Origin of the sequence: Nocardioides sp. NPDC059952 (assembly GCF_042730435.1) — a bacterium.
In the GTDB taxonomy this organism is placed as follows: domain Bacteria; phylum Actinomycetota; class Actinomycetes; order Propionibacteriales; family Nocardioidaceae; genus Nocardioides.
This window is the reverse complement of record NZ_JBHWLY010000002.1, coordinates 61,638-82,760: the sequence shown is the minus strand read 5'-3', so window position 1 is coordinate 82,760 and position 21,123 is coordinate 61,638. Positions and strand designations below refer to the sequence as shown.

Here is a 21,123-nt window from a genome sequence, read left to right as displayed (position 1 = left end):
GGAAGCTTCCTTCTACCCAATGGAAGGCTAGAGGATGAAGGGTGTCGGGGCAATGGGTTCGTGTGACTCCGGTCACCAATTTCCTCGGCGGAGGCCACCCCCTACGATGAGCACGATGTCGATGACCAGCCCACCCAGCGCCCGCCGCCTCCTGCTCGTCGTCGACGCACCGTCGCTGCTGCACCGCAACCATCACGCCCGTGCGCACACCCGCATGATCGACCGTGCCGGCCGGCCCGCCTGGGCGCTGCACGGCATGCTGCGGCAGATCCTCGACTCGATCGACGCCTTCGCTCCTGATGCGGTGCTCTTCGGCCTCGACGACCGCACCGCGTCCGTACGCCGCGACGCCTATCCCGACTACAAGGCGGGGCGCGCCGAGAAGGACCCGCTCCTGGTCGAGCAGCTCGAGCGGGCCGGGGCGATGCTCGATGCCCTCGGCCTCGCGACCGTCACTCCCCCGGGCCTCGAGGCCGACGACGTCAACGCCTCCGGTGCCGCGTGGGCCGGCCGCAACGGGTGGGACTGCGTCGTGATCACCTCCGATCGCGACGCGTTCGCGCTGATCAGCTCGCACACCAAGGTGCTGCGGCTGATCAACGGTGGGATCAACGGCTCTCCGCTGCTCAACCCCGCTCGCCTCTATGCGATGTACGGCGTCCCGGCCTCCCGCTATCTCGAGTTCGCGGCCCTGCGTGGCGACGCGAGCGACAACCTGCCGGGCGTGAGCGGCATCGGCGAGAAGACGGCGGCGGCCCTGCTCGACCAGGTGGGCCCGATGGAGGGCGTCTGGTCCGACATCTGTGACAACCACGGGCAGAAGGTGACCGAGGTCCTCGACGCGTGGGCCGCCGACACCGGCGTACGCCGCATCGCCCCGCGCGTCGTCCGAGCCCTCTCCGCGCCCGGCGCCCGGGAGCGCTACGACTTCAACCTGCGGATGATGTCGTGCCGCGAGGACCTCGACCTCCGCCTCACCCCCGACATCCCCGGCACCCCCGGCCTCCTCCCCCTCGACATCGACCGCGTCACCCGCGTCGTCGGCTTCCTCGGTGTCGAGGCGACCACCGCGGTCGCGCAGCGGGTGCTGAGCACCAATCCCGCCTCGACGGTCTCCTAGACCCCTAGATCCGAGGTCGCCATGGCCTCACCGAGAATCACCGAACCCCGAGCCAGACTTGCGACGCAGCCGGAACCCGCCGACCGATCAGGTCACGCACGGCGTCGAGGGGCGCGGTTGGCTCAGGCCCACCGGTCCTGAAGGTCGGCGACCAGCTTCTCGGCTTCGCGCGTGTCGGGTGCGCGTACGGCGTCCAGGCTCGACTGCGGAAGCACCACGTATCGACCGGCCCCGTTCAGGCCGAGCTCGCTCAGCGCGTCGATCGAGTCGGTCTGGGACAGGTCGAGAACCTGAATGTCCTCGCCGATCCGGTCGAGCACGTCTTGGCCGGAGCCGGACTTCACTCGGTCGATCTGCACGGCGAGCTCCGACGCGGCGGCGCGGGTGTCACGTACGGCGAGCTCCGCTACCTTCATGTTGTTCTCCGCTGCCTGCATGTTCTGCATGGCCGCGTCGTGCTGCTTCTCGGCTTCCTTCTTGTTCTGGTCGGCAGCGCTCGCGGCGCCTTTCGCTGCGGCGCCGGTCACCGACACCCCGAGGAGCGCACCGAGCACGAACAGCGCGATGTTCTGGACCCGGTCGATGATGCCGAGCAGCTGCTCCCAGTCTTCCTGCTCCTGTGCCTCGCTGTGCTGGACGATGTACATCCAGCCGAACGTCAGGACCACGAGCACAGCGATCAGCGCGACCGCAGCGATGGCCGCCGAGACCTGCCATGGCCACTTGCCCACTGCTGGCGGGCTCTGCACCGCCGGAGTCTCCTCGACAGGCTCCGGCTTCTGGAGATCGGTCGGAGCTTCGACATTCCCCTTCGCGTTCTGCGTCATGGCGCCTCCCCTGGGCTGTAGAAGTGAGTCGACGCTCCTCCCCGGAGAACGCTGGTGCGGGACCCCGAGGCCAGGTACCGAGTATTCGGCACGCAGTGCGAGTACGTGGCGTACGAACGGTCCCTCAGTAACCGGGGGTATCGGAGAGGGCGCGGTCGAGGTCGGTCATCAGGTCCTCGGGGTTCTCCAGGCCGATCGAGAGGCGTACGAGGTTGGCCGACGGTTTGGCGTTGGCCGCGACGGGACGGTGGGTGAGGCCGGCGGGGTGCTGGACGAGGGAGTCGACTCCGCCGAGGGAGACGGCGTGGGTGAAGAGCTGGACCGAGGAGGTGAGGCGGGCGGCGGCTTCGTACCCGCCGCGCAGCGCGATCGCGATCATGGCGCCCGGGCCGGTCATCTGCTTCCCGACGAGGCCACGATCATCCTCGCAGCCCGGGAAGTAGACGTGCTCGACCTCCCGGTGCGACTCCAGCCACGCGGCGATCTCGATGGCGGCGGCCTGCTGGGCGCGGATGCGGGTCGGGAGGGTGGCGAGGCCGCGGTGCAGGAGGTAGGCGCCGAGGGGGTGCAGGAGGCCGCCGGTGACCGCCCGGACCTGGCGAAGAAGCACCGCGCTCTCCTCGCCGCAGGCGATCACGCCACCGACGACGTCGCCGTGGCCGCCGATGTACTTGGTGGCGCTGTGCAGCGACATCGCCGCGCCGAGGGTGAGCGGGTTCTGCAGGACCGGGGTGGCGAAGGTGTTGTCCACGAGCACCGGTACGTCACCGGCGGCCGCGACGACGGAGGCGATGTCGACGAGGTCGAGTGTCGGGTTGGCCGGGGTCTCCAGGACCACCAGCGCAGTATCAGCGCGCACGGAGGCGGCGACCTCTTCCTCGGCGCAGAAGGTGGCCTCCACACCGAGCAGACCGGAGGCGAGCAAGTGGTCCGTACCGCCGTAGAGAGGCCGGACGGCGACGACGTGCCGCTTGCCGCTGAAGGACGTGCTCGCGATGATCGCTGCGGTCATGGCCGCCATGCCCGAGGCGTACGCGACCGACGTCTCGGCCTGCTCGAGCTGCGCCAGCGCCGACTCGAACCGCGCCACGGTGGGGTTCCACAGCCGCTGGTAGACGGCCCCGCCGTCCGGGAGAGGATGACCGCCGGTCGCCATCGCCTCGTAGGACGCGCCGCCACGCTCGATGTCGGGAAGCGGATTCGTCGAGGACAGGTCCAGCGGCAGGGCGTGGACGCCGAGCATCGCCAGGTCGTCCCGTCCGGCGTGGACGGCGAGGGAGTCGAGGTGGGGGTTCGCGATCGGCATGAAGCGATGCTGGCGGGAATCACAAGATCAAGCCAGATTGATTGCCGAAGATCCCAAGGAGACCCTGATACTGACATCTTCGAGCAACTCGGACCCAGACCCAGGTAGGAACCGTTGGCGAAAGAACAACCCTCCGCAACCACCCTCGACTCCGTCGATCGCCGCATCCTGAGCGAGCTCGGCACCAATCCCGAGCTCACCAACAAGGCCCTCGCCTCGCGTCTCGGCCTCGCCGAGTCGACCTGTGCCTACCGGCTGCGCGCCCTGCGCGACAACGGCGTCATCACCGGCCGCCGCCTCGACGTCGACGTCCGTTCCCTCGGCTATCCGTTGCAGGCCGTGATCAAGGTGCGGCTAGGGAGCCACAGCCAGGAGCACGTCGAGAAGCTCTATGACGACCTGACCGCGACCCACGGCGTGATCCAGGCCTTCCATCTCGCCGGCGCGGACGACTTCCACCTCCACGTCGCCGTCGAGGACGCCGAGGCCCTACGCGACTTCGTGCTGCAGCACGTGACCGTCCACCGGGTCGTACGCCAGACCGAGACGCAGCTCGTCTTCGAGCTCCGCGAGGGGCCGGGCGTGCTGCCCCGCGACCCCGCGTAGCGGCGCCGTCAGTCGTCCTCCATCCGGAAGCCGACCTTCAGCCCGACCTGGAAGTGCTGGATGCCGTCGTCGTCGACGTGTCCGCGGATCTGGGTGACCTCGAACCAGTCCAGGTGACGAAGCGTCTTGCCTGCTCGGCCGACGCCGTTGCGGATCGCCTGCTCGAGTCCTTCGTCCGAGGTTCCGACGATCTCGGTGACGCGGTAGGTGTGTGAAGCCATGGTCTCGCCCCTTCTCTCGATGCTCGCTCTACCCACCATGGGCGCGACATCGGGACCGTGCAAGGGCGACCTTCCGAGAACACCGTTGTCGAACACTGATGTTCGAGTTAGTATCTCGTACATCAGTGTTCAACTTGTCCCCTCGAGGAGGAGCGCCATGACTTCAGATACCGACGAAACCGTCGACCAGTCCGCCGATCCGCGCCGATGGCGGCTGCTCGGGCTGCTGGGGCTGGCGCAGTTCATGCTCATCCTCGACGTCACCGTCGTGGCGATCGCGCTGCCGCACATGGGCGCCGACCTGGGGCTGGGGCGCGATGCGCTGACCTGGGTGGTGAGTGCGTACACGCTCGCCTTCGGCGGGTTGATGCTGCTCGGCGGCCGGGCTGCCGACCTGTTCGGCCCGAAGCCCGTGGTGCTCGTGGGGCTCACGACGTTCACGGTGGCCTCGCTGGCCACCGGCCTCGCCACCAGCGCGGAGCTGGCGATCGGCGGGAGGGTCGCGCAGGGGGTCGGCGCGGCGATGCTCTCCCCCGCCGCCCTCTCGATCGTGGTCCGGCTCTTCGACGGCGAGGAGCGCAACCGCGCGCTCGGGATCTGGTCGGCGCTGGGGGCCGGAGGGGCGGCGATCGGCGTGCTTCTCGGCGGCGCCCTGACCGCCGGGCCGGGTTGGGAGTGGGTGTTCCTGATCAACGTGCCCGTCGGCATCGTCGTGGCGGCCCTCCTGGCCCGACTGCTCCCGCCGCTGCCCGCCTGGGGAGGCGACGTACGTCTCGACCTCGTCGGCGCATTGATCGTCACCGCCTCCACCGGGCTGCTGATCCTGGGCTTCATCGAGGCCGGCGACGAGGGCTGGACCTCGAGCCGCACCCTCGGCCTCATCGGCGCCGGGATCCTCGGATATGCCGTCCTGGCCGGCTGGCTGAGGCGTACGCGACACCCCCTCATCGATCCCGGCCTCGTCACGCGGCGACCGGTCCTGTCCGGCACGTTCGTGCTGTTCGTCGCGACCGGGCTGATGGTGGCGGTCTTCTTCCTCGGCACGTTCTACCTGCAGGGCGCGGCCGGGCACGGGCCGCTCGCGACCGGGCTGCTGTTCCTGCCCGTCGCCGCCGCGACCATGGTCGGCGCGCAGCTGGCCGGCAGGCTCATCGGCCGCCTCGGTGCTCGCGCCCTCGGCGTCGCCGGGCTCCTCATCGCCGCGGCCGGGCTGGTCGTACCCGCGATCAGCATGAGCACGGCGTCCACCGTGGTCGCGGTCAGCGTCGGCTCCGCCGGCCTCGGCGTCCTCTTCGTGGTCGCGGCCGCGACGGCCCTGAGCCAGGTCGAGCCGCAGCTCGCAGGCGTGGCCTCCGGGATCCTGAGCACCTTCCACGAGCTCGGCGCCTCGCTCGGCGCCGCGGTGATGTCCGGCGTCGCCGCGGCCAGCCTCGTCGAAGGCACCACCGACGGCTTCGAGAGGGCCTACCTGGTCGCGGCCGTCATCGCCGCGCTCGCCGCCGTCCTCGCCGGGGCGCTGATCCCCGGACCCACACCCACCACCACCCACCAGGAGACCGCGTCATGACGAAGGCCACGAGATCACCCAGGCTCACCTTCGCGCTCCACTACCTCCAGATGATCATCGCGATGCTCGTCGGGATGATGGTGCTCTACCCGCTCTGGATGCTCGCCACCGCCAGCCAGCCGGCGGACGCCTGGCCGCACCGCACCGACGTCGAGTCGCTGGTCATGGCCACCACGATGGTGATCCCGATGGCCGCCTGGATGCGCTTCCGCGGCCACGCCTGGAGGCCGGTCGTGGAGATGTCGGCCGCGATGTACGCAGGCTTCGTGGTCCTCTTCCCGTTCCTGTGGCTCGGGGCCATCGACGCCGACGGCCTGATGCTGCTCGGCCACGTACTCATGCTGCTCCTCATGCTCGCCGCGATGCTCGCGCGCCCCGGCGAATACTCCGGCGGCCATGCGCACCACGCCCGCACCGCCACCGACCAGGAGCCGGCATGACACCCACCCGACCCGACGTCGTCGTACGCGAGGCCACCCCGGAGGACGCGGAGACCGTGCTGATGCTCGTCAAGGAGATCGCCGCCCACCAGGCCCAGTCCGACTCGGTCACCGTGACCGCCGAGCAGTGGGCCGGCTATCTCGGGCGCCCGGACATCACCGTGCTGCTCGCCGAGATCGACCGAGAGCCGGCCGGCTACGTCTCGTCCGTACGCCGCCTGCACCTGTGGTCGGGCAGCGACATCGTCGCCCTCGACGACCTCTACGTCCGCCCCGGCCATCGCGACGCCGGCGTCGGCCGGCTGCTCATGACGGAGCTGGCGAGACGCTCGGGCGGCCTGACGATCACCTGGGGCGTACAACCCGACAACGACGCCGCGATCCGGTTCTACCGACGCCTCGGCGCCGCCGTCCGCGCGAAGGTGATGTGTGCGTGGAGCGGAGCCGCGCAACCTATACAATGATGTTCAACATCTCGTGGGAGGTTCAGGCAGTGACGACCCTCAAGCGCGCCGACGCACGCAAGAACATCGAGTCGATCATGGACGCGGCCACCGCCTGCCTCGCCCGCGATCCCGACGTCAGCGTCGCCGACATCGCCAAGGCGGCCGGCGTCGGCCGGGTCACGCTCTACGGCCACTTCGAGTCCCGAGCCATCCTCGTGACCCAGGTCGTCGAACGCGCGATCCAGCAGTCCGACGAGGCCCTCGGAGCCGTCGATCTCGACGGCGATCCCCGTGCCGCGCTCAGCCGGCTCCTCGAGGCTTCGTGGCGCCTGACCCAGCAGTACGGCGCGCTGATCGTCGCCGCCGAGCAGAGCATGCCCCACGAGCAGTTCCAGGCGGTCCACCTCGGGCTGATCGACCGCTGGAAGCCGCTCATGGAGCGCGGTCGCGGCGACGGCAGCTTCCGCGACGACCAGCCGTTGCAGTGGCAGCTGACCCTGCTCCAGAGCGTCCTCCACGCGGCCTCCGGCGCCGTCTACCGCGGCGAGATCGCGGCCGCGGACGCCGCCGGCCTGATCGACGGCACCGTCCAGGCCGCCCTCACCCCTCCCGGCTGACCCGCTCACTCCGGAAGGTTGCCGACCGCCGCGCGCTCACCGCCGAAGTAGCTGGCCAGCAGCGAGTCGGCATTGCGGGCACCTCGTCTCTCCAGCCGGACCCGGCCCTTCGCAGTCCGGCCGAGGACCCGATACCTGACTAGGTTCAGCGGCACCACGTAGGCGTGCGCCCACGGCGGCCTCGTCGGCAGGCCGAGCTCGCGCATCGACGTGACCCCGAGGAAGACGGTCAGCATCGAGAGGAGCCGCTCCGTCTCGTACCAGCCACGCACCCGCTGCAAGGGAGCCGGCCAGCCCGGATAGCTGCGATCGCGCTGGACCTCGACCGCCGCCTGCGCCAGCTGCGGACCGGCCGCGGAGATCTCGGCCTGCGAGAGCAGCACGTGATAGTTGATCCGGTGCCGCTCCCACTCGTCGTCGACGAGGAAGTCCTCGTCGACGCCCATCAGCCAGCCGACGTACTTCCACAGATGCATCAGCGCCCGGGCGTCCCGCCTGGAGACCGGCACTCCCAGTGCCCGGCACCCGATGATGAGTACGCCGTCGAACAGGCCCAGCGTGGCCGCCTGGTCGGCCTGGTTGATCGGCAGGCCCCATCTGCCGGTGTCCCACCGCTGCTCGAACCCGGCGTTGACCAGCGCATGCATGGCGCGTACGTGGACGGTGAGCCGCCACGCCTCACCCGATGGCGATCCCGGCTCCGGCGGCCGCAGCCCACCAGGCGTACGCAGGCTCACCGCCCAGTGCTGGGTCTCCCCCAGGCGCCGCCGGGTGGTGCTGCCGGTCAGGCCGCCGGTGGCCACGAGCAGGTCCGGCGGGCCACCGAACCGGTAGCCGCTGATGAGCGAGAGCTGCAGCAGCACGTCGGCCGCGTTCTGGCCGAGTCGCGCGAACACGCGGCCGCCCTCGTCGACAAGGTCCCGGTCGACCCAGTCCGGGGTGGCCTCGACCTGGGCGAAGAACTCGGCGAGCGCCGGGGGCGGGGAGTCCACCGCCGCGACACCGTGCTCCAGAGCAGTACGCAGCTGGGTCATCGTGACCTTGCCCGGAGTCCCGGCTCGCATCCGGATCGCCTCCGCGAGGCGCGCCCCGGCGTCGTCACGCTCGCCGAACGCCCGCCCGATCCGCTCCATCAGGTCCTCGTCGACCTCGTCGATGCGGCCCAGGAGGCGCAACGGCCGGCCGAGACGGCGGCCGCGCGCCTCACCTTCGCGAAAACGTGTCGGGAATCCGGTGGGTTGGGTGCCCTGCTGCGCGAGTGTGGTCATACCTCCAGCGTGATGCGAGCAGGAGCTCGCTTTCAATTCGCGTTCTGCCTAACGTAGAGGCATGCGCAAGACACCCACCCAGGCCCGTTCGAAGGCGACTGTCGAGCGCATCCTGGAGGCCGGGCGCCAGGTGCTGGTCGACGACGGCTACGAGACGTTCTCGACCAATCGCGTCGCGGCCGCTGCCGGCATCAGTCCGGGTTCGCTCTACCAGTACTTCTCCGACAAGGCCTCGATCCTCGACATCGTGATCAGCCGCTACTGGGACGACGTCTCCGAGCGCACCGCCTCTGCGCTGGCGCTGCAGACGACCAGCACCGGCATACCGGCGATCCGGTCGGTCGCTGACGCACTGCTCGCGGGGCTGGAGCAGGATCCGACCCTCCTGCGCGTCCTGATCGAAGAGCTCCCCGCCTCCCGCAACCGAGATCGCCACGCGGCCCTCGTCACCCGCGTACGTGACCTCACGGCCGCCTATCTGCACGCCGGATCGGTCGCGAAGACCCGCCCGGACCCGCAGCTCACCGCCTGGGTGCTGGTGGTGGCGATGGAGAACATCGCGCTGCGCTGGGTGCTCGACCGACCGCCCTACCCGCGCGAGGCCGTCCTCGAGGAGATGGTGGCGCTCACCGCGGGCTACCTGGGCCACGCCGCTGGATCAGGCGAGGCCATCCGGGACGCGGGGTCGTCATGATCCTTCGGCCACGGTCTGCTCGAGGATCACGAAACGGTTCCCGTCGGGGTCGTCGAAGGTGAACATCGGCGGTACGCCCGGCCAGAGCAGCAGCTCGCCGACGCTCACCCCGCGGGAGCTGAGCGCGTCGCGCTCGGCGGCCGCGTCGGGGACGTTGAACCGGATCCCCGTCTCGATGACCTCCCCTGCCGGGCGGTCGCCCGCGACGAGGGCGAGGGAGACGTCGGCCCCGGCCGGCGCGACCTCGATCCAGCGGGTCGGACCGTCGACGTCGAGTCGTACGACGAAGCCCAGGGTGTCGCGGTAGAAGGCGATGGCCTTGTCCTGGTCGGCGGTGGTGATGCCGACGGTGCGGATATCGGTGATGGTGCTCATCAGGGTTCCTCTCGGTCGATGACGTCGATGCAGGATCAGCTGGGGCCGTACATCTGCGAGCCCGGGGTGGTCAGGGTCTCCCCCGTCTCCAGCCAGGTCTTGAGGCCGGACAGGATCATGGGCCAGCCGCCGTAAAGCTCCGGAGGCGCGTCGCCGCGCAGCTGGTCGTGGGTGACGGTGAGGCGGCAGGAGTCGCCGACCGGCTCGATCTCCCAGGTCACCCGCGTGGTGCCCTGCTCCTCGGCAGCTTCGGACCAGAGCGTGCGTATCGACTGCACGAGTCGTGTCGGCGGCTCCACGACGATGTTCTCGCCCTCCGCGAGCGGGCCGTCGGCGCCCGGGTGCACCATCGTGAAGGCGGATCCCGGGGTCCAGTCGGAGTGCACCCCGACGCCGAAGTGATACTTCGCGCGGATCTGCGGATCGGTGATCGCCGCCCACAGTCGCTCCGGTGTGGTGCGGACGTAGATCTCGAAGACTTTCTCCATCGTGCGCTCCAGGTCTCGTTTCAGCTCGGCGAGGCCACTCGCCCAGGTCTCGGTGTACTTCGTCACCCAGCGGTCATGGATCTCGCGGATGGGTACGACGTTGAGGAAGTGATGCTTCTCGCGCCCCCGGCGCGCGACGACCACCAGTCCGGCGTCCTCGAGGATCGCCAGATGCTTGGCCACCGCCGGGCGGGTCATGGCATGGCGGCTGACCAGCGAGGAGAGCGTCTGCCCGTCCTCCTGCAGCAGTGCGTCGAGCAGCGCCCGCCGAGTCGGGTCACCAAGGGCTCGAAACACCTGTTCCACACGGCCACAATAGGAAACCATTTGGTTTCATGTCAAGGGACGGAAACGGGCCGTTCGCGACCCCGGGCGACAGCGCCTAGGACTCCTCCGGCTTGTAGAGGGCCGTCATCTTCCCCTGCGGGTCCAGGCGGGCGAGCAGCGCGTCGCCGACCTTGGTGAGCTCGCGAACCTGCTCGGCGCTCAGCCCGTCGAGCACGTTGCCGCGTACGTTCGCGACATGGCCGGGCGCGGCAGCGACCACGACCTCCCAGCCGGCATCGGTGAGGCGGGCGTTCGTGGCGCGCGCGTCCTCTGGGCACGGGAACCGCTCGACCAGCCCCCGCTCCTCGAGGCGACGCACCACATGGGACAGCCGTGCCAGCGTCGAGTTGGTGCGGTGGGCCAGAGCGGTCATCCGCAGCGTGCGGTCCTCCGCCTCGGACAGCATGGCCAGGACGAAGTACTCGAAGTGGCTCAGGCCGGCATCACGGCGCAGCTGGGAGTCGAGCACCCCCGGCAGCAGCTCCACGATCGCGATCAGGCGCAGCCAGGCCGCCATCTCGTCCTCATCCAGCCAGACATCATCCACAGGCCCATTCTAGCCCGGCTGCTTGTCACTACAACCAAAAACTTGACGCTACAACCTTTTCGTGAGAGTTTTGTTGTAGCAACAACTTTTCATTCGAGGAGAATCCGACATGACAGACATCTCGATCATCGGCACCGGCAACATGGGCCAGGCCATCGCGGCACTCGCCGGCCGCGGCGGACACTCGGTCCAGCTGCTCGGCAAGGCAGACGCCGCCACCCCCGCGAGCGGCGACGTCGTCGTGCTCGCCGTCCCCTACCCCGCGCTGAGCGAGATCGTCTTGCAGCGCGGCGCCGACCTCGCCGGCAAGATCGTCGTCGACATCACCAACCCGGTGAACTTCGAGACCTTCGACTCCCTCACCGTCCCCGCCGACAGCTCCGCCGCCGCGGAGATCGCCGCAGCGCTGCCCGACTCGCGCGTGCTGAAGGCGTTCAACACCACCTTCGCCGCGACCCTGGCCGCGGGCGCGGTCGGTGACCTGACCACCGCCGTCCAGATCGCCGGCGACGACGCCGACGCCAAGGCGACACTGGCCGAGGTCGTCACCTCCGCCGGCCTGCGTTCCATCGATGCCGGCGCGCTCAAGCGGGCTCGCGAGCTCGAGGCGCTCGGCTTCCTGCAGATCTCCCTGGCCGCGGCCGAGCAGGTCTCCTGGACCGGCGGCTTCGGCGTCGTCGCCTGATCGCTCTCACCCGAGGAGTCCCACGATGACCGTCAGCCCGGTACGTCTCAACCACGCCGTCCTGTTCGTCTCCGACCTCGAACGCAGCATCGCGTTCTACGAGGCGGCCTTCGGCATGACGGTCATGGCGCGCGAGCCGCGTGCCAACGCCGCCTTCCTGCGGCTTCCCCTGTCCGGCAACCACCACGACCTCGGCCTGTTCGGGGTCGGGCCGCAGCCGCCGCGGCCGCACGGCTCCCTCGGCCTCTACCACCTCGCCTGGCAGGTCGACACGATCGACGAGCTCGAGCAGGCCCGGATGACGCTGGCCGAGCTCGGGGCCTTCACCGGGGAGTCCAGCCACGGCGCCACCAAGAGCATCTACGGCGCAGACCCCGACGGCAACGAGTTCGAGGTGATGTGGATGCTGCCGCGAGCCGACTGGGGCGAGTTCGAGAACGCCGCCCCGGTCGACCGGCTCGACCTGGCCAAGGACGTCGCCCGCTGGAGCGGGGTCCGTACGGCCGCCGAGCTGAACCGGCCGGAGGAGCGATGAGCACCCCGGTCCACACCGCGAGCCACGGCAGCACCGACCCCGACGCTCCCCTGGTGGTGCTGCTCCACGGCCGCGGGTCGCACGAGCACGAGATCATCGAGCTCGCCAAGCATCTTCCCGCCGGTCCGGCCTATGTGGCCGTACGCGCCCCGATCGCCGAGGGCGGCGGGTATGCCTGGTTCGCCAACCGTGGGATCGGCCGCCCCGTCGCCGAGTCCTTGACGGAGACCATGGGCTGGTTCCGGGAGTGGCTCGACGGTGTCGCGCCGGAGGGTCGTCCGGTCGTCCTCGTCGGGTTCAGCGGCGGCGCCGCGTTCGCCGGCGGGCTGGCGCTTCAGGAGCCTGGCCGGTTCGCCGGCGTCGCCGTCCTGTACGGCACGCTTCCCTTCGACGCCGGCGTCCCGGTCGAGGCCGGCCGGCTCGCCGACCTGCCGGTCATGGTCGCCCAGGGCGAGGCCGACCAGGTCATCCCGCGCGAGCTGCTGGACCGTACCTGGCGCTATCTGCTCGAGGAGTCGGGCGCCCCGACGGTGGCGCACCGAGACCCCGGCGGCCACGGCATCACCGCGGCCGCGGTGATCGAGCTCGCTTCCTGGGTCGCCACCCACGTACGCCCCAGCTGAACGCCCCCTGAACACCACGAGAAGGAACACATGAAACTCGGACGATCCCTCCCTGCTCCCGCCGTCGACCTGGGTCTGCTCGCCGCCCGGCTTCTCGTCGGGACCGTCCTCATCGCCCATGGCTGGCAGAAGTTCGCCACCTACACGCTCGACGGGACCGCGCAGTCCTTCGAGGCGATGGGTGTCCCGGTCGCTCAGGCGGCCGCGACCTTCGCCGCGCTCGTGGAGCTCGCCGGCGGCGTGCTGCTCGTGCTGGGTCTGCTGACGCCGGTGGCCGCCGCCCTGGTCCTCATCGACATGATCGGCGCCTTCTGGTTCGCCCATCGTGGATCCGGCGTGTTCGTCGACCAGGGCGGCTGGGAGCTGGTCGCGGTCGTCGCGGCCATCGCGATCGCCCTGGCCGCAGCAGGTCCGGGCCGCGTCAGCATCGACCACGCCATCGGCTCGAGGGCCCGGGCCGAGGCCTGAGGATCACTCGTCGACCACCTCCGCCGTGCCTCCGCCCACGCGCACTCGCCGCGACGCGGAGGCGCGGCGGATCCAATGACGGTCGTGTGTGACCGTCACGACCGTGCCGGGATGGGCGTCGAGCGCATCCTCGAGCTGTTCGACGAGCTCGGGGTCGAGATGATTGGTCGGCTCGTCCAGCAGCAGTACGTCACCGGGATCCGCCAGCGCGATCGCCAGGTCGAGGCGGCGGCGCTGCCCGACCGAGAGGGCCCGCACCTGACGACCCAGGTCCTCGGCGCGAAGCAGCCCGAACCGGCGCAGCCGCTCGACGGCGTCGTCGCGATGGATTCCCACGGCACGGGCGAACACGCCGATGACCGAGCCGGCCGATGGTGCCGCGACATCCTGCCGGAGCCACGAGACCCGCACTCCCGAGGCTCGGTCGATCGCCCCGGTGCCCGTGGCGATCTCGCCGGCCAGCAGCCGCAGCAGGGTGGTCTTGCCGGCCCCGTTGGGACCGGTGACCAGCCAGCGGTCCCCGGCATGCAGCTCCCACTCGGCCATCCTCAGCCGAGCGCCCGCCTCGTGGCGTACGTCGTGAAGAGCGAGGTAGGGCTCGTCGGCCGGCGCCCGCTCTCCCGCGAGACCGGCCGCGAACCGGAGCGGCTCGGGCGGCGGCGCGAGGGGCGCGGCCCGTAGCCTGGCCACGCGCTCCTTCGCCATCCGGATCCGCCCCATCGCCCCGTGGTCGCGGCTGCGCGCACGGAACGCGCCGTGCCCGAACCCGTCGCGCTCGAGCTTGCGCGGGAGCGCGTCGAGCCGGAACGCGTTCGCCGCGACGAGGGCCTCGTTGCGGGCAAGCTCCGCCTTCCACTGCTCATGCCGCTCGGCCTGGCGTCGTCGCTCGGTCGCCCGCGCGACCAGGAAGCCGGCATAGCCGTTGCCGTAGCGACGCAGCCCGGAGTCGCGCACCTGGACGATGACGTCGGCGAACCGCTCGAGGAAGGCGCGGTCGTGCGTGACCACCACCATCGCACCGCCATGCGCGGCAAGACGCTCCTCGAGCCATGCCAGCGACGTGCCGTCGAGGTCGTTCGTCGGCTCGTCGAGCAGCAGCAGGTCGGCGTTGGACGAGAGCGCGACGGCGAGGGCGAGACGAGCTCGCTCTCCTCCGGAGAGCTCCTGGACCAGGCGTCCGCGGTCGAGGCCGCCCAAGCCGAGCTGGTCGAGGGCGGCGTCGACGCGACGGTCGACGCCGTAGCCGTCGCGCGCCTCGTAGGCATCGACGAGGTCGCCGAGCTCCTCGAGCAGCGCAGGCTGCTCGTCATCGTCGGCGACCGAGAGACGATCGGAGCAGGACCTCATCCGTGACTCGAGCGCGCGCAGGTCCGCGAGCAGGAGGTCGACGGAGTCCTGTACCGTCGCTCCGGCCGGGAACCGGGGCTCCTGGGAGGCGTGCGCGATGCCGCCGGGGACGACGACGCGAGTCTCTCCGGCGACCGGTGTGACGACACCGGCGAGCACATCGAGCAGCGTCGACTTCCCGGCGCCGTTGTCGCCGATCACGACGAGACGGTCGGTCGGGCCGACCACGAGGTCGACACGGTCGAGAACGATCCGCTCGGCGAAGCGGACCGTCGCCGAGCGCAGCTCGCAGACACGATGGCTGCGCTCGGAGGTGGAACGGAATGAAGCAGACGGGAACATGAGGACTCCTCTCCGCGGCGGGGCACCACCACGGCGATACGCATCGGCCGGATGCGGGATCGGAAACGGACCTCGAGCGCGCCGATCGGACGACGCGGTCGCTCAGGACCCGCTGCGGAGAAACCTCGACGCAGCGTCCCGATCGGTTACTTCAGAGTTCCCATCGCCGTGAACGTTAGCGGGCCGAGTGCCCGCGCGCGATCCATTTGTTCGAGACGCCCCCACGACGGAAAGTGTTCGACAGGCGCACCCGGCCCTGCCAACGTTCCGTCCATGCATGTCAGACCCGGGTCGGTCGCCGACCTCCCCGACGCCCTGAACCTCCTCGACGCCGCTGTCGCCTGGCTCGCCTCACAGGGCCGTACCGGGCAGTGGGGCGCGGAGCCGTTCTCCACCATCGAGGCCAGGGTCGAGCAGATCCGGACGATGCTCACCGAGCGCACCGCGCGGATCGCCGAGGCCGACGGCCAGGTCGTCGGGGTGTGCGTCCTGGCCGAGGAACCACTCCCGTACGTCGAGCCCGCACCGATCCCCGAGCTCTACCTGCAGCTGCTCGTCACCGACCGGGCCCGAAGCGGTTCCGGCCTCGGCCGGATGCTGGTCGACGACGCCGTCGAGATCGCACGACAGCGGGGTGCGACGCAGATGAGGCTCGACTGCTACGCCGGCGACGACCAGGCGCTCGTCCGGACGTACGAAGGATTCGGGTTCGTCCTCGAGAAGCACTTCACGGTCGACACCGGTCAGCCCGAGCCCTGGCCCGGTGCGCTCCTGCGGATGGAGATCCCTGCGGCTTTGTAAACTGCCACCGCCGGCACGTCGAGAGAGGTGGACGCGATGACCGAGCTCGATGCCTGGGTGACGGCGTTCGCCGCCGAACAACGTCGCCCGGAGGAGGTGGCCCGCTGGGCAGCCTCGACGGCCGACGCGATCCTGGCCGACGGCGAGGTCGACCTGGCCGATCTCCGGCCGCTGCTCCTGGCGGCCGTCGAAGAGCACTGGTACGCCTTCCTGGACGGCCTCACCCAGTCGAACGAGCCGTTCGAGCTGGTGCCGACCGCGCGCACCGTGGCGCTCGAGATCGCCCGCCGCCATCTCGGTCTCCCGCTGCTGCTCAAGATCTACCAGCGGGCGCAGGAGGCGAGCTGGGACTTCGCGGTGCAGGTCGTCGAGGAGGCGCCGAGCGACCTCGACCGCGCGGGCCTGCTGGTCTGGTTCTGGACGAAGGCGACCGCGTGGTTCGGCTCCTCGGTCGAGCAGTCGGTGCTGCTGCACCAGACCGAGATGGACCGGATCCGGCAGCGTGGGGACGCCCGCCGCTTCGAGGTGGTCTCGCAGGCGCTGGGCGACCGCAGCGTCTCCCCCGCCGAGCTGTCCGCCGCCCTCGACGGCCATCCGGTCCAGATCCCCGGTCACGTCGCGCTGGTCGCGCACGCGCTCACCGCCGATGCCATCGAGCAGCTCGAGCCGGCGCTCGGCGCTGTCGCCCGCGGCGCGGGCCACCCCCGTTCTGTGCTGGTGCGCCCCGGCGGCCGGGAGGTGTGGGCCTGGCTCGCCATGGGTGAACGGCGCGAGACCATCGACGGGACGGGCATCGATCCCGCCGCCGTCCGGGTGACCGTCGGTGTCGGTGGAGGCGGTCTGGACGGCTTCGTCGCCGCGCACCGGGACGCCCGGGCGGCCCAGCGGGTCGCGCTGGCGCGAGGGCGCCAGGAGGCGGTGACCGCCTACGGCGACGTGGCCGCGCTGGTGCTCATCGCGCACGACCCCGCGGCCGCCGAGCGGTTCACCCGGACGACGCTGCGCGGCCTGGGCGACGCCCATCACGACCGGCTGCGCGAGACCGTGCGGGAGGTGCTCACCTCCGCCGAGACCGCGGACCGGCTCGCCGAACGGCTCGGCATCCACAAGAACACCATCCGCTACCGCCTCGCCCAGGCCGAGGGGCTCCTGGGCCACCCGCTGCGCGAGCGGGCCGGTGACCTGCTGCTGGCGCTCGACTACCACGACGCCTTCCTGCGGCCATGACTGTGAAAAAACACAGTAATCCGTGACCGATTCGGCCTGATCGGCCAGAGACTTCCCTGCTGCCTACGTCCATTCTGACAGGAGACGTAACCGACCTCACAGGAGGCAGCAGATGACACTCGACGCCAGCGGCACCGTCGACAGGGGCTCCACCGAGAGGTGGCGGGACCGGAAGCGCTACCTGTGGCTCCTCGGACTCGTGGTCCCGTCCTTCGCCTTCATCGCCGTGGGCGGCTACGCCCTGACGGGGTGGGGCGTGTTCCTGTGGACGGGTCCGATCGTGGTCCTGGGACTCGTCCCGGCCATCGACTTCGCGGCGGGCCTGGACCGCTCCAACCCGCCCGACGACGTCATCGAGGAGCTCGAGGAGGACAGGTACTACCGCTACATCACCTTCGCGTTCCTCCCGATCCAGTACGCCGGGTTCGCCTTCGCGATGTACCTGATCGCGATCCAGGACTGGCCGTTGGCGCACAAGATCGGCCTGGCCCTCACCATCGGGTTCATCGGCGGCATCGGCATCAACACCGCCCACGAGCTCGGCCACAAGAAGGAGAGCCACGAGCGCTGGCTGTCCAAGATCGCGCTCGCGCAGAGCTTCTACGGTCACTTCTACATCGAGCACAACCGCGGCCACCACGTACGCGTCGCGACCCCCGAGGACCCGGCCTCCTCCCGGATGGGCGAGACCCTCTACGGGTTCTGGTTCCGCACGGTCTTCGGCTCGCTCAAGAGTGCCTGGGGCCTGGAGGCCAAGCGCTACCGGCGCAAGGGCACCCACCCGTTCCACCTCGGCAACGACGTGCTCAACGCCTGGCTGATGAGCGTGGCCCTGTGGACCGCCATGACGCTGTGGCTGGGCGTCGGGATCCTGCCCTACCTCGTCCTCCAGGCCGTCATCGGGTTCTCCCTGCTGGAGGTCGTCAACTACCTGGAGCACTACGGGATGCTGCGGCAGAAGACCACGTCGGGGCGCTACGAGCGGGTGCTGCCGATGCACTCGTGGAACTCGAACAACATCGCCACCAACGTGCTCCTCTACCACCTGCAGCGGCACAGCGACCACCATGCCAACCCGACCCGGCGCTACCAGACCCTGCGTGACTACCGGGAGTCCCCGGCACTGCCGACCGGCTATGCCGGGATGATCGTGCTGGCCCTGGTCCCGCCGCTGTGGCGCCGGGTGATGGACAAGCGCGTGGTCGCGCACTTCGACGGCGACGTACGGCTGGCCAACGTACGTCCCGGACGGCTCGACAAGCTGCTCGCCACGTTCCCGCCCCCGGCCGCCGAGCCGACGCACGAGGACGTCGACGACGTCACCCGGCAGACCTTCCACGACGAGGTCGCCGCCGGCCGGTGCCCGGGCTGCGGCTACGTCTACGAGGTCGCGGTGGGCAACGAGCTCGAGGGCTTCGCGGCCGGCACCGCCTGGCGAGACATCCCCGACGACTGGTGCTGCCCGGACTGCGGCGTACGCGAGAAGGTCGACTTCGTCCCGCTGACGGACCACGACCTGAAGGAGGTCGCGCGATGAGTGCCATCGAAGCGGACAAGACGGTGTGCGAGGGCATCGGCATGTGCGAGACCCAGGCCGACACCTACTTCCAGATCGGCGACGACGGCCTCGTCGAGGTCCTCACCGACGAGGTGCCCGACGCCGACCGCGGGTACGTCCGGGCCGCCATCGACTCCTGCCCGGTCTCCGCGCTCCGTCTCCGGGGGTGAGCATGTCCTCTCTCCACGACCGTCATCTCCTGGTCGTCGGGGCCGGCCTGGCCGGGCTCCGCGCCGTCGAGGGCGCGCGTCAGGCCGGCTGGTCCGGGCCGATCACGATGGTCGGCGACGAGCGCCACCCGCCGTATGACAGACCGCCGCTGTCGAAGGCGGTTCTCTCCGGCGAGGAGGAGCCCGGCGTGCCGGTGCTGCGCTCGAGCGAGGTGCTCGAGGAGCTGCGGGTGCACCACCTCTCCGGGGTGCGGGCCCACGGCCTCGACACCGAGCGGCGCACGGTGGCCACCAGCGCCGGAGAGCTCGGCTACGACGCGCTCGTGATCGCCACCGGCAGCACCGCCACCACCCTGCCGGGGCTGACAGGGCTGCCCAACGTGCACGTGCTCCGGCGCTACGACGACGCACTGGCCGTCAGGGACTCGCTGGCCCGCGCGCGCCACGTGGTGATCGTCGGCGCCGGGTTCATCGGCTCCGAGATCGCCTCGAGCGCCCGCGCCCGCGGCATCGAGGTCACCGTCGTCGAGGCGAGCAGCCGCCCGCTGGAGCGCGCGGTCGGCCCGCTCGGCGCCGCGCGGCTGATGCAGCTCCACGCCGACGCCGGCGTCAGGCTGCTCACCAGGACCACCGTCTCCGGCGTACGCAGCTCGGACCGCGGCATCGAGAAGATCGAGCTGAGCACCGGTGAGACCCTCGCCGCCGATGCCGTGGTCCTGGGCATCGGCGCCCGTCCGGCGACGGCGTGGCTCGCCGGGAGCGGCGTCGCCCTGGACGACCGCACCGGCGGAGTCCTCTGCGACCGCCGGCTCGCCACCGGCGCGCCCGGGGTCTGGGCCGCAGGTGACGTGGCGTGCGTCGACGGCGAGCGCAGCGAGCACTGGACCGCCGCCGGAGAGCAGGGTCGGGTCGCCGGGGCGAACGCCGCCGGAGCAGGCGAGGTCTTCGCCTCCGTCCCGTTCGCCTGGTCGACCTGGCACGGTCGCCGGATCCAGGTCGTCGGCGAGACCACGGCAGCCGAGGAGGAGGAGCGCGAGGACGGGTTCATCCTCTACCGGCGAGACGGCAACGAGGTGGGCGCGGTCGGGATCGACAGCCCGGGCCCGATCGCCAGGCTCCGGCGCGCGCTGGCCGGCCGCCGCTGAGCCCACACCGAGAGCCGCGCCGTCGTCCGGCGCTCACACCGCGCTCACACCGCGCTCACACCGCGGTCGCCGGAGGCGACGTGTCGGCGCGGGAGAGCGCCGAGGGGACCACAGCGACGACGCTGTGCGCGTGGTCCAGGAGGTGGCTGGCCACGCCTCCGTTCCCGCCGACCACGACCATGTGCATGGTCTGGGACTGCTCCGCGAGCGCGTGCGCCAGGCTTCCCGACTCGATCCGCAGGCGCGGGTGCATGTCCGGAAAGCGCTCCCGCAGTCCTGCCACGCACTCCGCTGCCAGCAGCCGGTACTCGTCGCGACGGTCGGCGCCGTGGAGGCGGTAGCAGTACAGCACGGTGATCGGCAGGTTCCGCAGGGCTGCCTGAGCGAAGCCGAACTCCAGGGCGGGCGCCGAGTCGGCGGTCCCGTCGATGCCGACGATCACCCCTCGGCCCACGGCTCCCCCACCCGGGCGCAGCACGACCACCGGACACCGTGCGTCCTTGACAGTGGACCTGCTGACCGAGCCGAGGATGCGGCTGCGGATCGGCCCTCTCCCCCGCGATCCGAGCACGAGGAGCGACGCGTTCCTGGAACCTTCGTCCAGCGCACGGGCCGCGGACCCGATCTCCAGCACGATGCTCACCACCGGACGCCGGTGGCCGATGAACGTCGTGGCCCTGGAGAGCTCGTCGAGGCGAAGCTCGGCGTAGCTCCTCACCCTGTCCAGCACGGTCGCCCCGTAGTCCTGCTCGGGCTCCGAGGGACCACCCGCCCGGAACCCGGGCGGGGTGTCCAGGGTCGTGGCGGACACGACATGGAGCAGGCACAGGTCGCGTCCGTCCCGGAACGCCTGCTCGGCAGCCCAGGACACGCTCTCGGCCGCTGCCGGCCAGCTCTCGACGCCGACCAGGACAGCGCCCACGGGGATGATGGTTTCGTACGTCATCTCGACTCCTCAGACCGGCACCACGCGCCGGCCGGTGATCTGGCTCGGGGTGATGCAGACGAACAGCGTCCGCCGGCCGTCGGCCCACGGCTCCGGCTTGAGGTCGTGCGCGGTCAGCCAGACGCCGTCGACGAACTCCGCGGTCCCCCGCACCAGGACGCTCCAGCCCGAAGAGGTGTAGGAGTCGAACTCGTCGATCTGATACGACACCGGTCCGGTCCCGACATGGTCCGCCATGGCCGTGTGCGGGGCGGTGCGGAACACGATCCGCTCTCCGACCATGACGTGGTTGACCGGTAGGACCATCGGTCCCTCCGAGTCGCCGAAGGCGACCCGTCCGACCTCGCTGCGCTCGAGCAGCTCCAGGCACTCGTCGCGGTCGATCGTGGTCAGGTGTCCCGGAAACCATCGTGCTGCCAGGTACATC

General features: G+C 70.6%; 26 protein-coding genes. 16 read left to right on the top strand and 10 right to left on the bottom strand.

Annotated elements, in window-relative coordinates:
- Positions 1-115 precede the first annotated feature (115 nt).
- Positions 116-1,120 (top strand): 5'-3' exonuclease H3TH domain-containing protein, encoded by a 1,005-nt coding sequence (locus ACFV9G_RS01345; protein WP_378724193.1) that lies wholly within the window; start codon positions 116-118, stop codon positions 1,118-1,120.
- A 122-nt stretch (positions 1,121-1,242) separates the two neighbouring features.
- On the opposite strand, the gene ACFV9G_RS01340 is transcribed toward ACFV9G_RS01345, so the two are convergent.
- On the bottom strand, positions 1,243-1,947 hold the full coding sequence (locus tag ACFV9G_RS01340; protein WP_378724192.1) for a hypothetical protein: 705 nt from the start codon (positions 1,945-1,947) through the stop codon (positions 1,243-1,245).
- A gap of 124 nt (positions 1,948-2,071) precedes the next feature.
- Entirely contained in the window at positions 2,072-3,253 is a 1,182-nt protein-coding gene (locus tag ACFV9G_RS01335) for a trans-sulfuration enzyme family protein (RefSeq protein WP_378724190.1), read from the bottom strand.
- 114 nt (positions 3,254-3,367) lie between these two features.
- Between ACFV9G_RS01335 and ACFV9G_RS01330 the strand changes: the two genes are divergently transcribed.
- Positions 3,368-3,859 carry an Lrp/AsnC family transcriptional regulator gene (locus tag ACFV9G_RS01330; RefSeq protein ID WP_378724188.1) on the top strand — a complete coding sequence of 164 codons (492 nt, stop codon included), beginning with the start codon at positions 3,368-3,370 and terminating at the stop codon, positions 3,857-3,859.
- Between the two features lie 8 nt (positions 3,860-3,867).
- On the opposite strand, the gene ACFV9G_RS01325 is transcribed toward ACFV9G_RS01330, so the two are convergent.
- Positions 3,868-4,080, bottom strand: a complete 213-nt coding sequence (locus ACFV9G_RS01325) for a dodecin (protein WP_378724186.1) — start codon at positions 4,078-4,080, stop codon at positions 3,868-3,870.
- A gap of 157 nt (positions 4,081-4,237) precedes the next feature.
- Here ACFV9G_RS01325 and ACFV9G_RS01320 point away from each other — a divergent pair, with 157 nt between their 5' ends.
- From ACFV9G_RS01320 to ACFV9G_RS01305, 4 genes are read left to right on the top strand one after another with little or no spacing between them, the layout of a single operon-like run.
- Positions 4,238-5,647 carry an MFS transporter gene (locus ACFV9G_RS01320; RefSeq protein WP_378724184.1) on the top strand — a complete coding sequence of 470 codons (1,410 nt, stop codon included), beginning with the start codon at positions 4,238-4,240 and terminating at the stop codon, positions 5,645-5,647.
- Positions 5,644-6,087, top strand: coding sequence for a hypothetical protein (locus tag ACFV9G_RS01315; RefSeq protein ID WP_378724182.1), 444 nt, complete (start codon positions 5,644-5,646; stop codon positions 6,085-6,087). Before ACFV9G_RS01320 ends, ACFV9G_RS01315 begins: the two co-directional genes overlap by 4 nt.
- The gene (locus ACFV9G_RS01310; RefSeq protein ID WP_378724181.1) at positions 6,084-6,551 is read left to right on the top strand and encodes a GNAT family N-acetyltransferase; all 468 of its coding nucleotides are present in this window, start codon (positions 6,084-6,086) and stop codon (positions 6,549-6,551) included. The genes ACFV9G_RS01315 and ACFV9G_RS01310 overlap by 4 nt, the downstream gene beginning before the upstream one ends.
- A gap of 29 nt (positions 6,552-6,580) precedes the next feature.
- Complete coding sequence (locus ACFV9G_RS01305; protein WP_378724179.1) at positions 6,581-7,150, top strand: TetR/AcrR family transcriptional regulator; 570 nt, start codon at positions 6,581-6,583, stop codon at positions 7,148-7,150.
- A gap of 5 nt (positions 7,151-7,155) precedes the next feature.
- On the opposite strand, the gene ACFV9G_RS01300 is transcribed toward ACFV9G_RS01305, so the two are convergent.
- Positions 7,156-8,418: an oxygenase MpaB family protein gene (locus ACFV9G_RS01300; RefSeq protein WP_378724178.1), complete on the bottom strand. Its 1,263-nt coding sequence runs from the start codon at positions 8,416-8,418 to the stop codon at positions 7,156-7,158.
- 61 nt (positions 8,419-8,479) lie between these two features.
- Here ACFV9G_RS01300 and ACFV9G_RS01295 point away from each other — a divergent pair, with 61 nt between their 5' ends.
- A complete protein-coding gene (locus ACFV9G_RS01295) occupies positions 8,480-9,112 on the top strand; it encodes a TetR/AcrR family transcriptional regulator (protein ID WP_378724176.1) in 633 nt (210 codons plus the stop codon).
- On the opposite strand, the gene ACFV9G_RS01290 is transcribed toward ACFV9G_RS01295, so the two are convergent.
- The 3 genes from ACFV9G_RS01290 to ACFV9G_RS01280 all read right to left on the bottom strand — a co-directional run bounded on the left by ACFV9G_RS01290 (position 9,107) and on the right by ACFV9G_RS01280 (position 10,849).
- Complete coding sequence (locus ACFV9G_RS01290; protein WP_378724174.1) at positions 9,107-9,487, bottom strand: VOC family protein; 381 nt, start codon at positions 9,485-9,487, stop codon at positions 9,107-9,109. The two genes, ACFV9G_RS01295 and ACFV9G_RS01290, sit on opposite strands and share 6 nt — an antisense overlap.
- 35 nt (positions 9,488-9,522) lie before the next feature.
- A complete protein-coding gene (locus ACFV9G_RS01285; RefSeq protein WP_378724172.1) occupies positions 9,523-10,281 on the bottom strand; it encodes an ArsR/SmtB family transcription factor in 759 nt (252 codons plus the stop codon).
- Between the two features lie 76 nt (positions 10,282-10,357).
- A complete protein-coding gene (locus ACFV9G_RS01280; RefSeq protein WP_378724169.1) occupies positions 10,358-10,849 on the bottom strand; it encodes a MarR family winged helix-turn-helix transcriptional regulator in 492 nt (163 codons plus the stop codon).
- 109 nt (positions 10,850-10,958) lie between these two features.
- On the opposite strand from ACFV9G_RS01280, the gene ACFV9G_RS01275 reads away from it, so the two are divergent.
- Genes ACFV9G_RS01275 through ACFV9G_RS01260 form a run of 4 tightly spaced genes read left to right on the top strand, consistent with a single transcriptional unit; the run spans position 10,959 to position 13,160 of the window.
- Complete coding sequence (locus ACFV9G_RS01275; protein ID WP_378724166.1) at positions 10,959-11,534, top strand: NADPH-dependent F420 reductase; 576 nt, start codon at positions 10,959-10,961, stop codon at positions 11,532-11,534.
- Positions 11,535-11,559: 25 nt separating this feature from the next.
- The gene (locus tag ACFV9G_RS01270) at positions 11,560-12,069 is read left to right on the top strand and encodes a VOC family protein (RefSeq protein ID WP_378724163.1); all 510 of its coding nucleotides are present in this window, start codon (positions 11,560-11,562) and stop codon (positions 12,067-12,069) included.
- Positions 12,066-12,692 (top strand): alpha/beta hydrolase, encoded by a 627-nt coding sequence (locus tag ACFV9G_RS01265; protein WP_378724160.1) that lies wholly within the window; start codon positions 12,066-12,068, stop codon positions 12,690-12,692. The genes ACFV9G_RS01270 and ACFV9G_RS01265 overlap by 4 nt, the downstream gene beginning before the upstream one ends.
- A gap of 30 nt (positions 12,693-12,722) precedes the next feature.
- Positions 12,723-13,160 (top strand): DoxX family protein, encoded by a 438-nt coding sequence (locus ACFV9G_RS01260; protein WP_378724157.1) that lies wholly within the window; start codon positions 12,723-12,725, stop codon positions 13,158-13,160.
- Positions 13,161-13,163: 3 nt separating this feature from the next.
- Here the strand turns inward: ACFV9G_RS01260 and ACFV9G_RS01255 are convergent, their stop codons facing one another.
- Entirely contained in the window at positions 13,164-14,849 is a 1,686-nt protein-coding gene (locus ACFV9G_RS01255; RefSeq protein ID WP_378724154.1) for an ABC-F family ATP-binding cassette domain-containing protein, read from the bottom strand.
- Positions 14,850-15,122: 273 nt separating this feature from the next.
- Here ACFV9G_RS01255 and ACFV9G_RS01250 point away from each other — a divergent pair, with 273 nt between their 5' ends.
- The 5 genes from ACFV9G_RS01250 (at position 15,123) to ACFV9G_RS01230 (ending at position 19,750) form a co-directional block, all read left to right on the top strand.
- Entirely contained in the window at positions 15,123-15,650 is a 528-nt protein-coding gene (locus tag ACFV9G_RS01250) for a GNAT family N-acetyltransferase (RefSeq protein ID WP_378724151.1), read from the top strand.
- 36 nt (positions 15,651-15,686) lie between these two features.
- Positions 15,687-16,877 (top strand): helix-turn-helix domain-containing protein, encoded by a 1,191-nt coding sequence (locus tag ACFV9G_RS01245; protein ID WP_378724148.1) that lies wholly within the window; start codon positions 15,687-15,689, stop codon positions 16,875-16,877.
- Between the two features lie 112 nt (positions 16,878-16,989).
- The gene (locus tag ACFV9G_RS01240) at positions 16,990-18,414 is read left to right on the top strand and encodes a fatty acid desaturase (RefSeq protein WP_378724146.1); all 1,425 of its coding nucleotides are present in this window, start codon (positions 16,990-16,992) and stop codon (positions 18,412-18,414) included.
- Complete coding sequence (locus ACFV9G_RS01235) at positions 18,411-18,605, top strand: ferredoxin (protein ID WP_378724143.1); 195 nt, start codon at positions 18,411-18,413, stop codon at positions 18,603-18,605. Before ACFV9G_RS01240 ends, ACFV9G_RS01235 begins: the two co-directional genes overlap by 4 nt.
- A gap of 2 nt (positions 18,606-18,607) precedes the next feature.
- Positions 18,608-19,750: an NAD(P)/FAD-dependent oxidoreductase gene (locus tag ACFV9G_RS01230; protein ID WP_378724141.1), complete on the top strand. Its 1,143-nt coding sequence runs from the start codon at positions 18,608-18,610 to the stop codon at positions 19,748-19,750.
- 55 nt (positions 19,751-19,805) lie between these two features.
- Here the strand turns inward: ACFV9G_RS01230 and ACFV9G_RS01225 are convergent, their stop codons facing one another.
- Complete coding sequence (locus ACFV9G_RS01225; protein WP_378724138.1) at positions 19,806-20,696, bottom strand: universal stress protein; 891 nt, start codon at positions 20,694-20,696, stop codon at positions 19,806-19,808.
- Between the two features lie 9 nt (positions 20,697-20,705).
- Positions 20,706-21,122, bottom strand: a complete 417-nt coding sequence (locus ACFV9G_RS01220; protein WP_378724135.1) for a pyridoxamine 5'-phosphate oxidase family protein — start codon at positions 21,120-21,122, stop codon at positions 20,706-20,708.
- Position 21,123 lies beyond the last annotated feature (1 nt).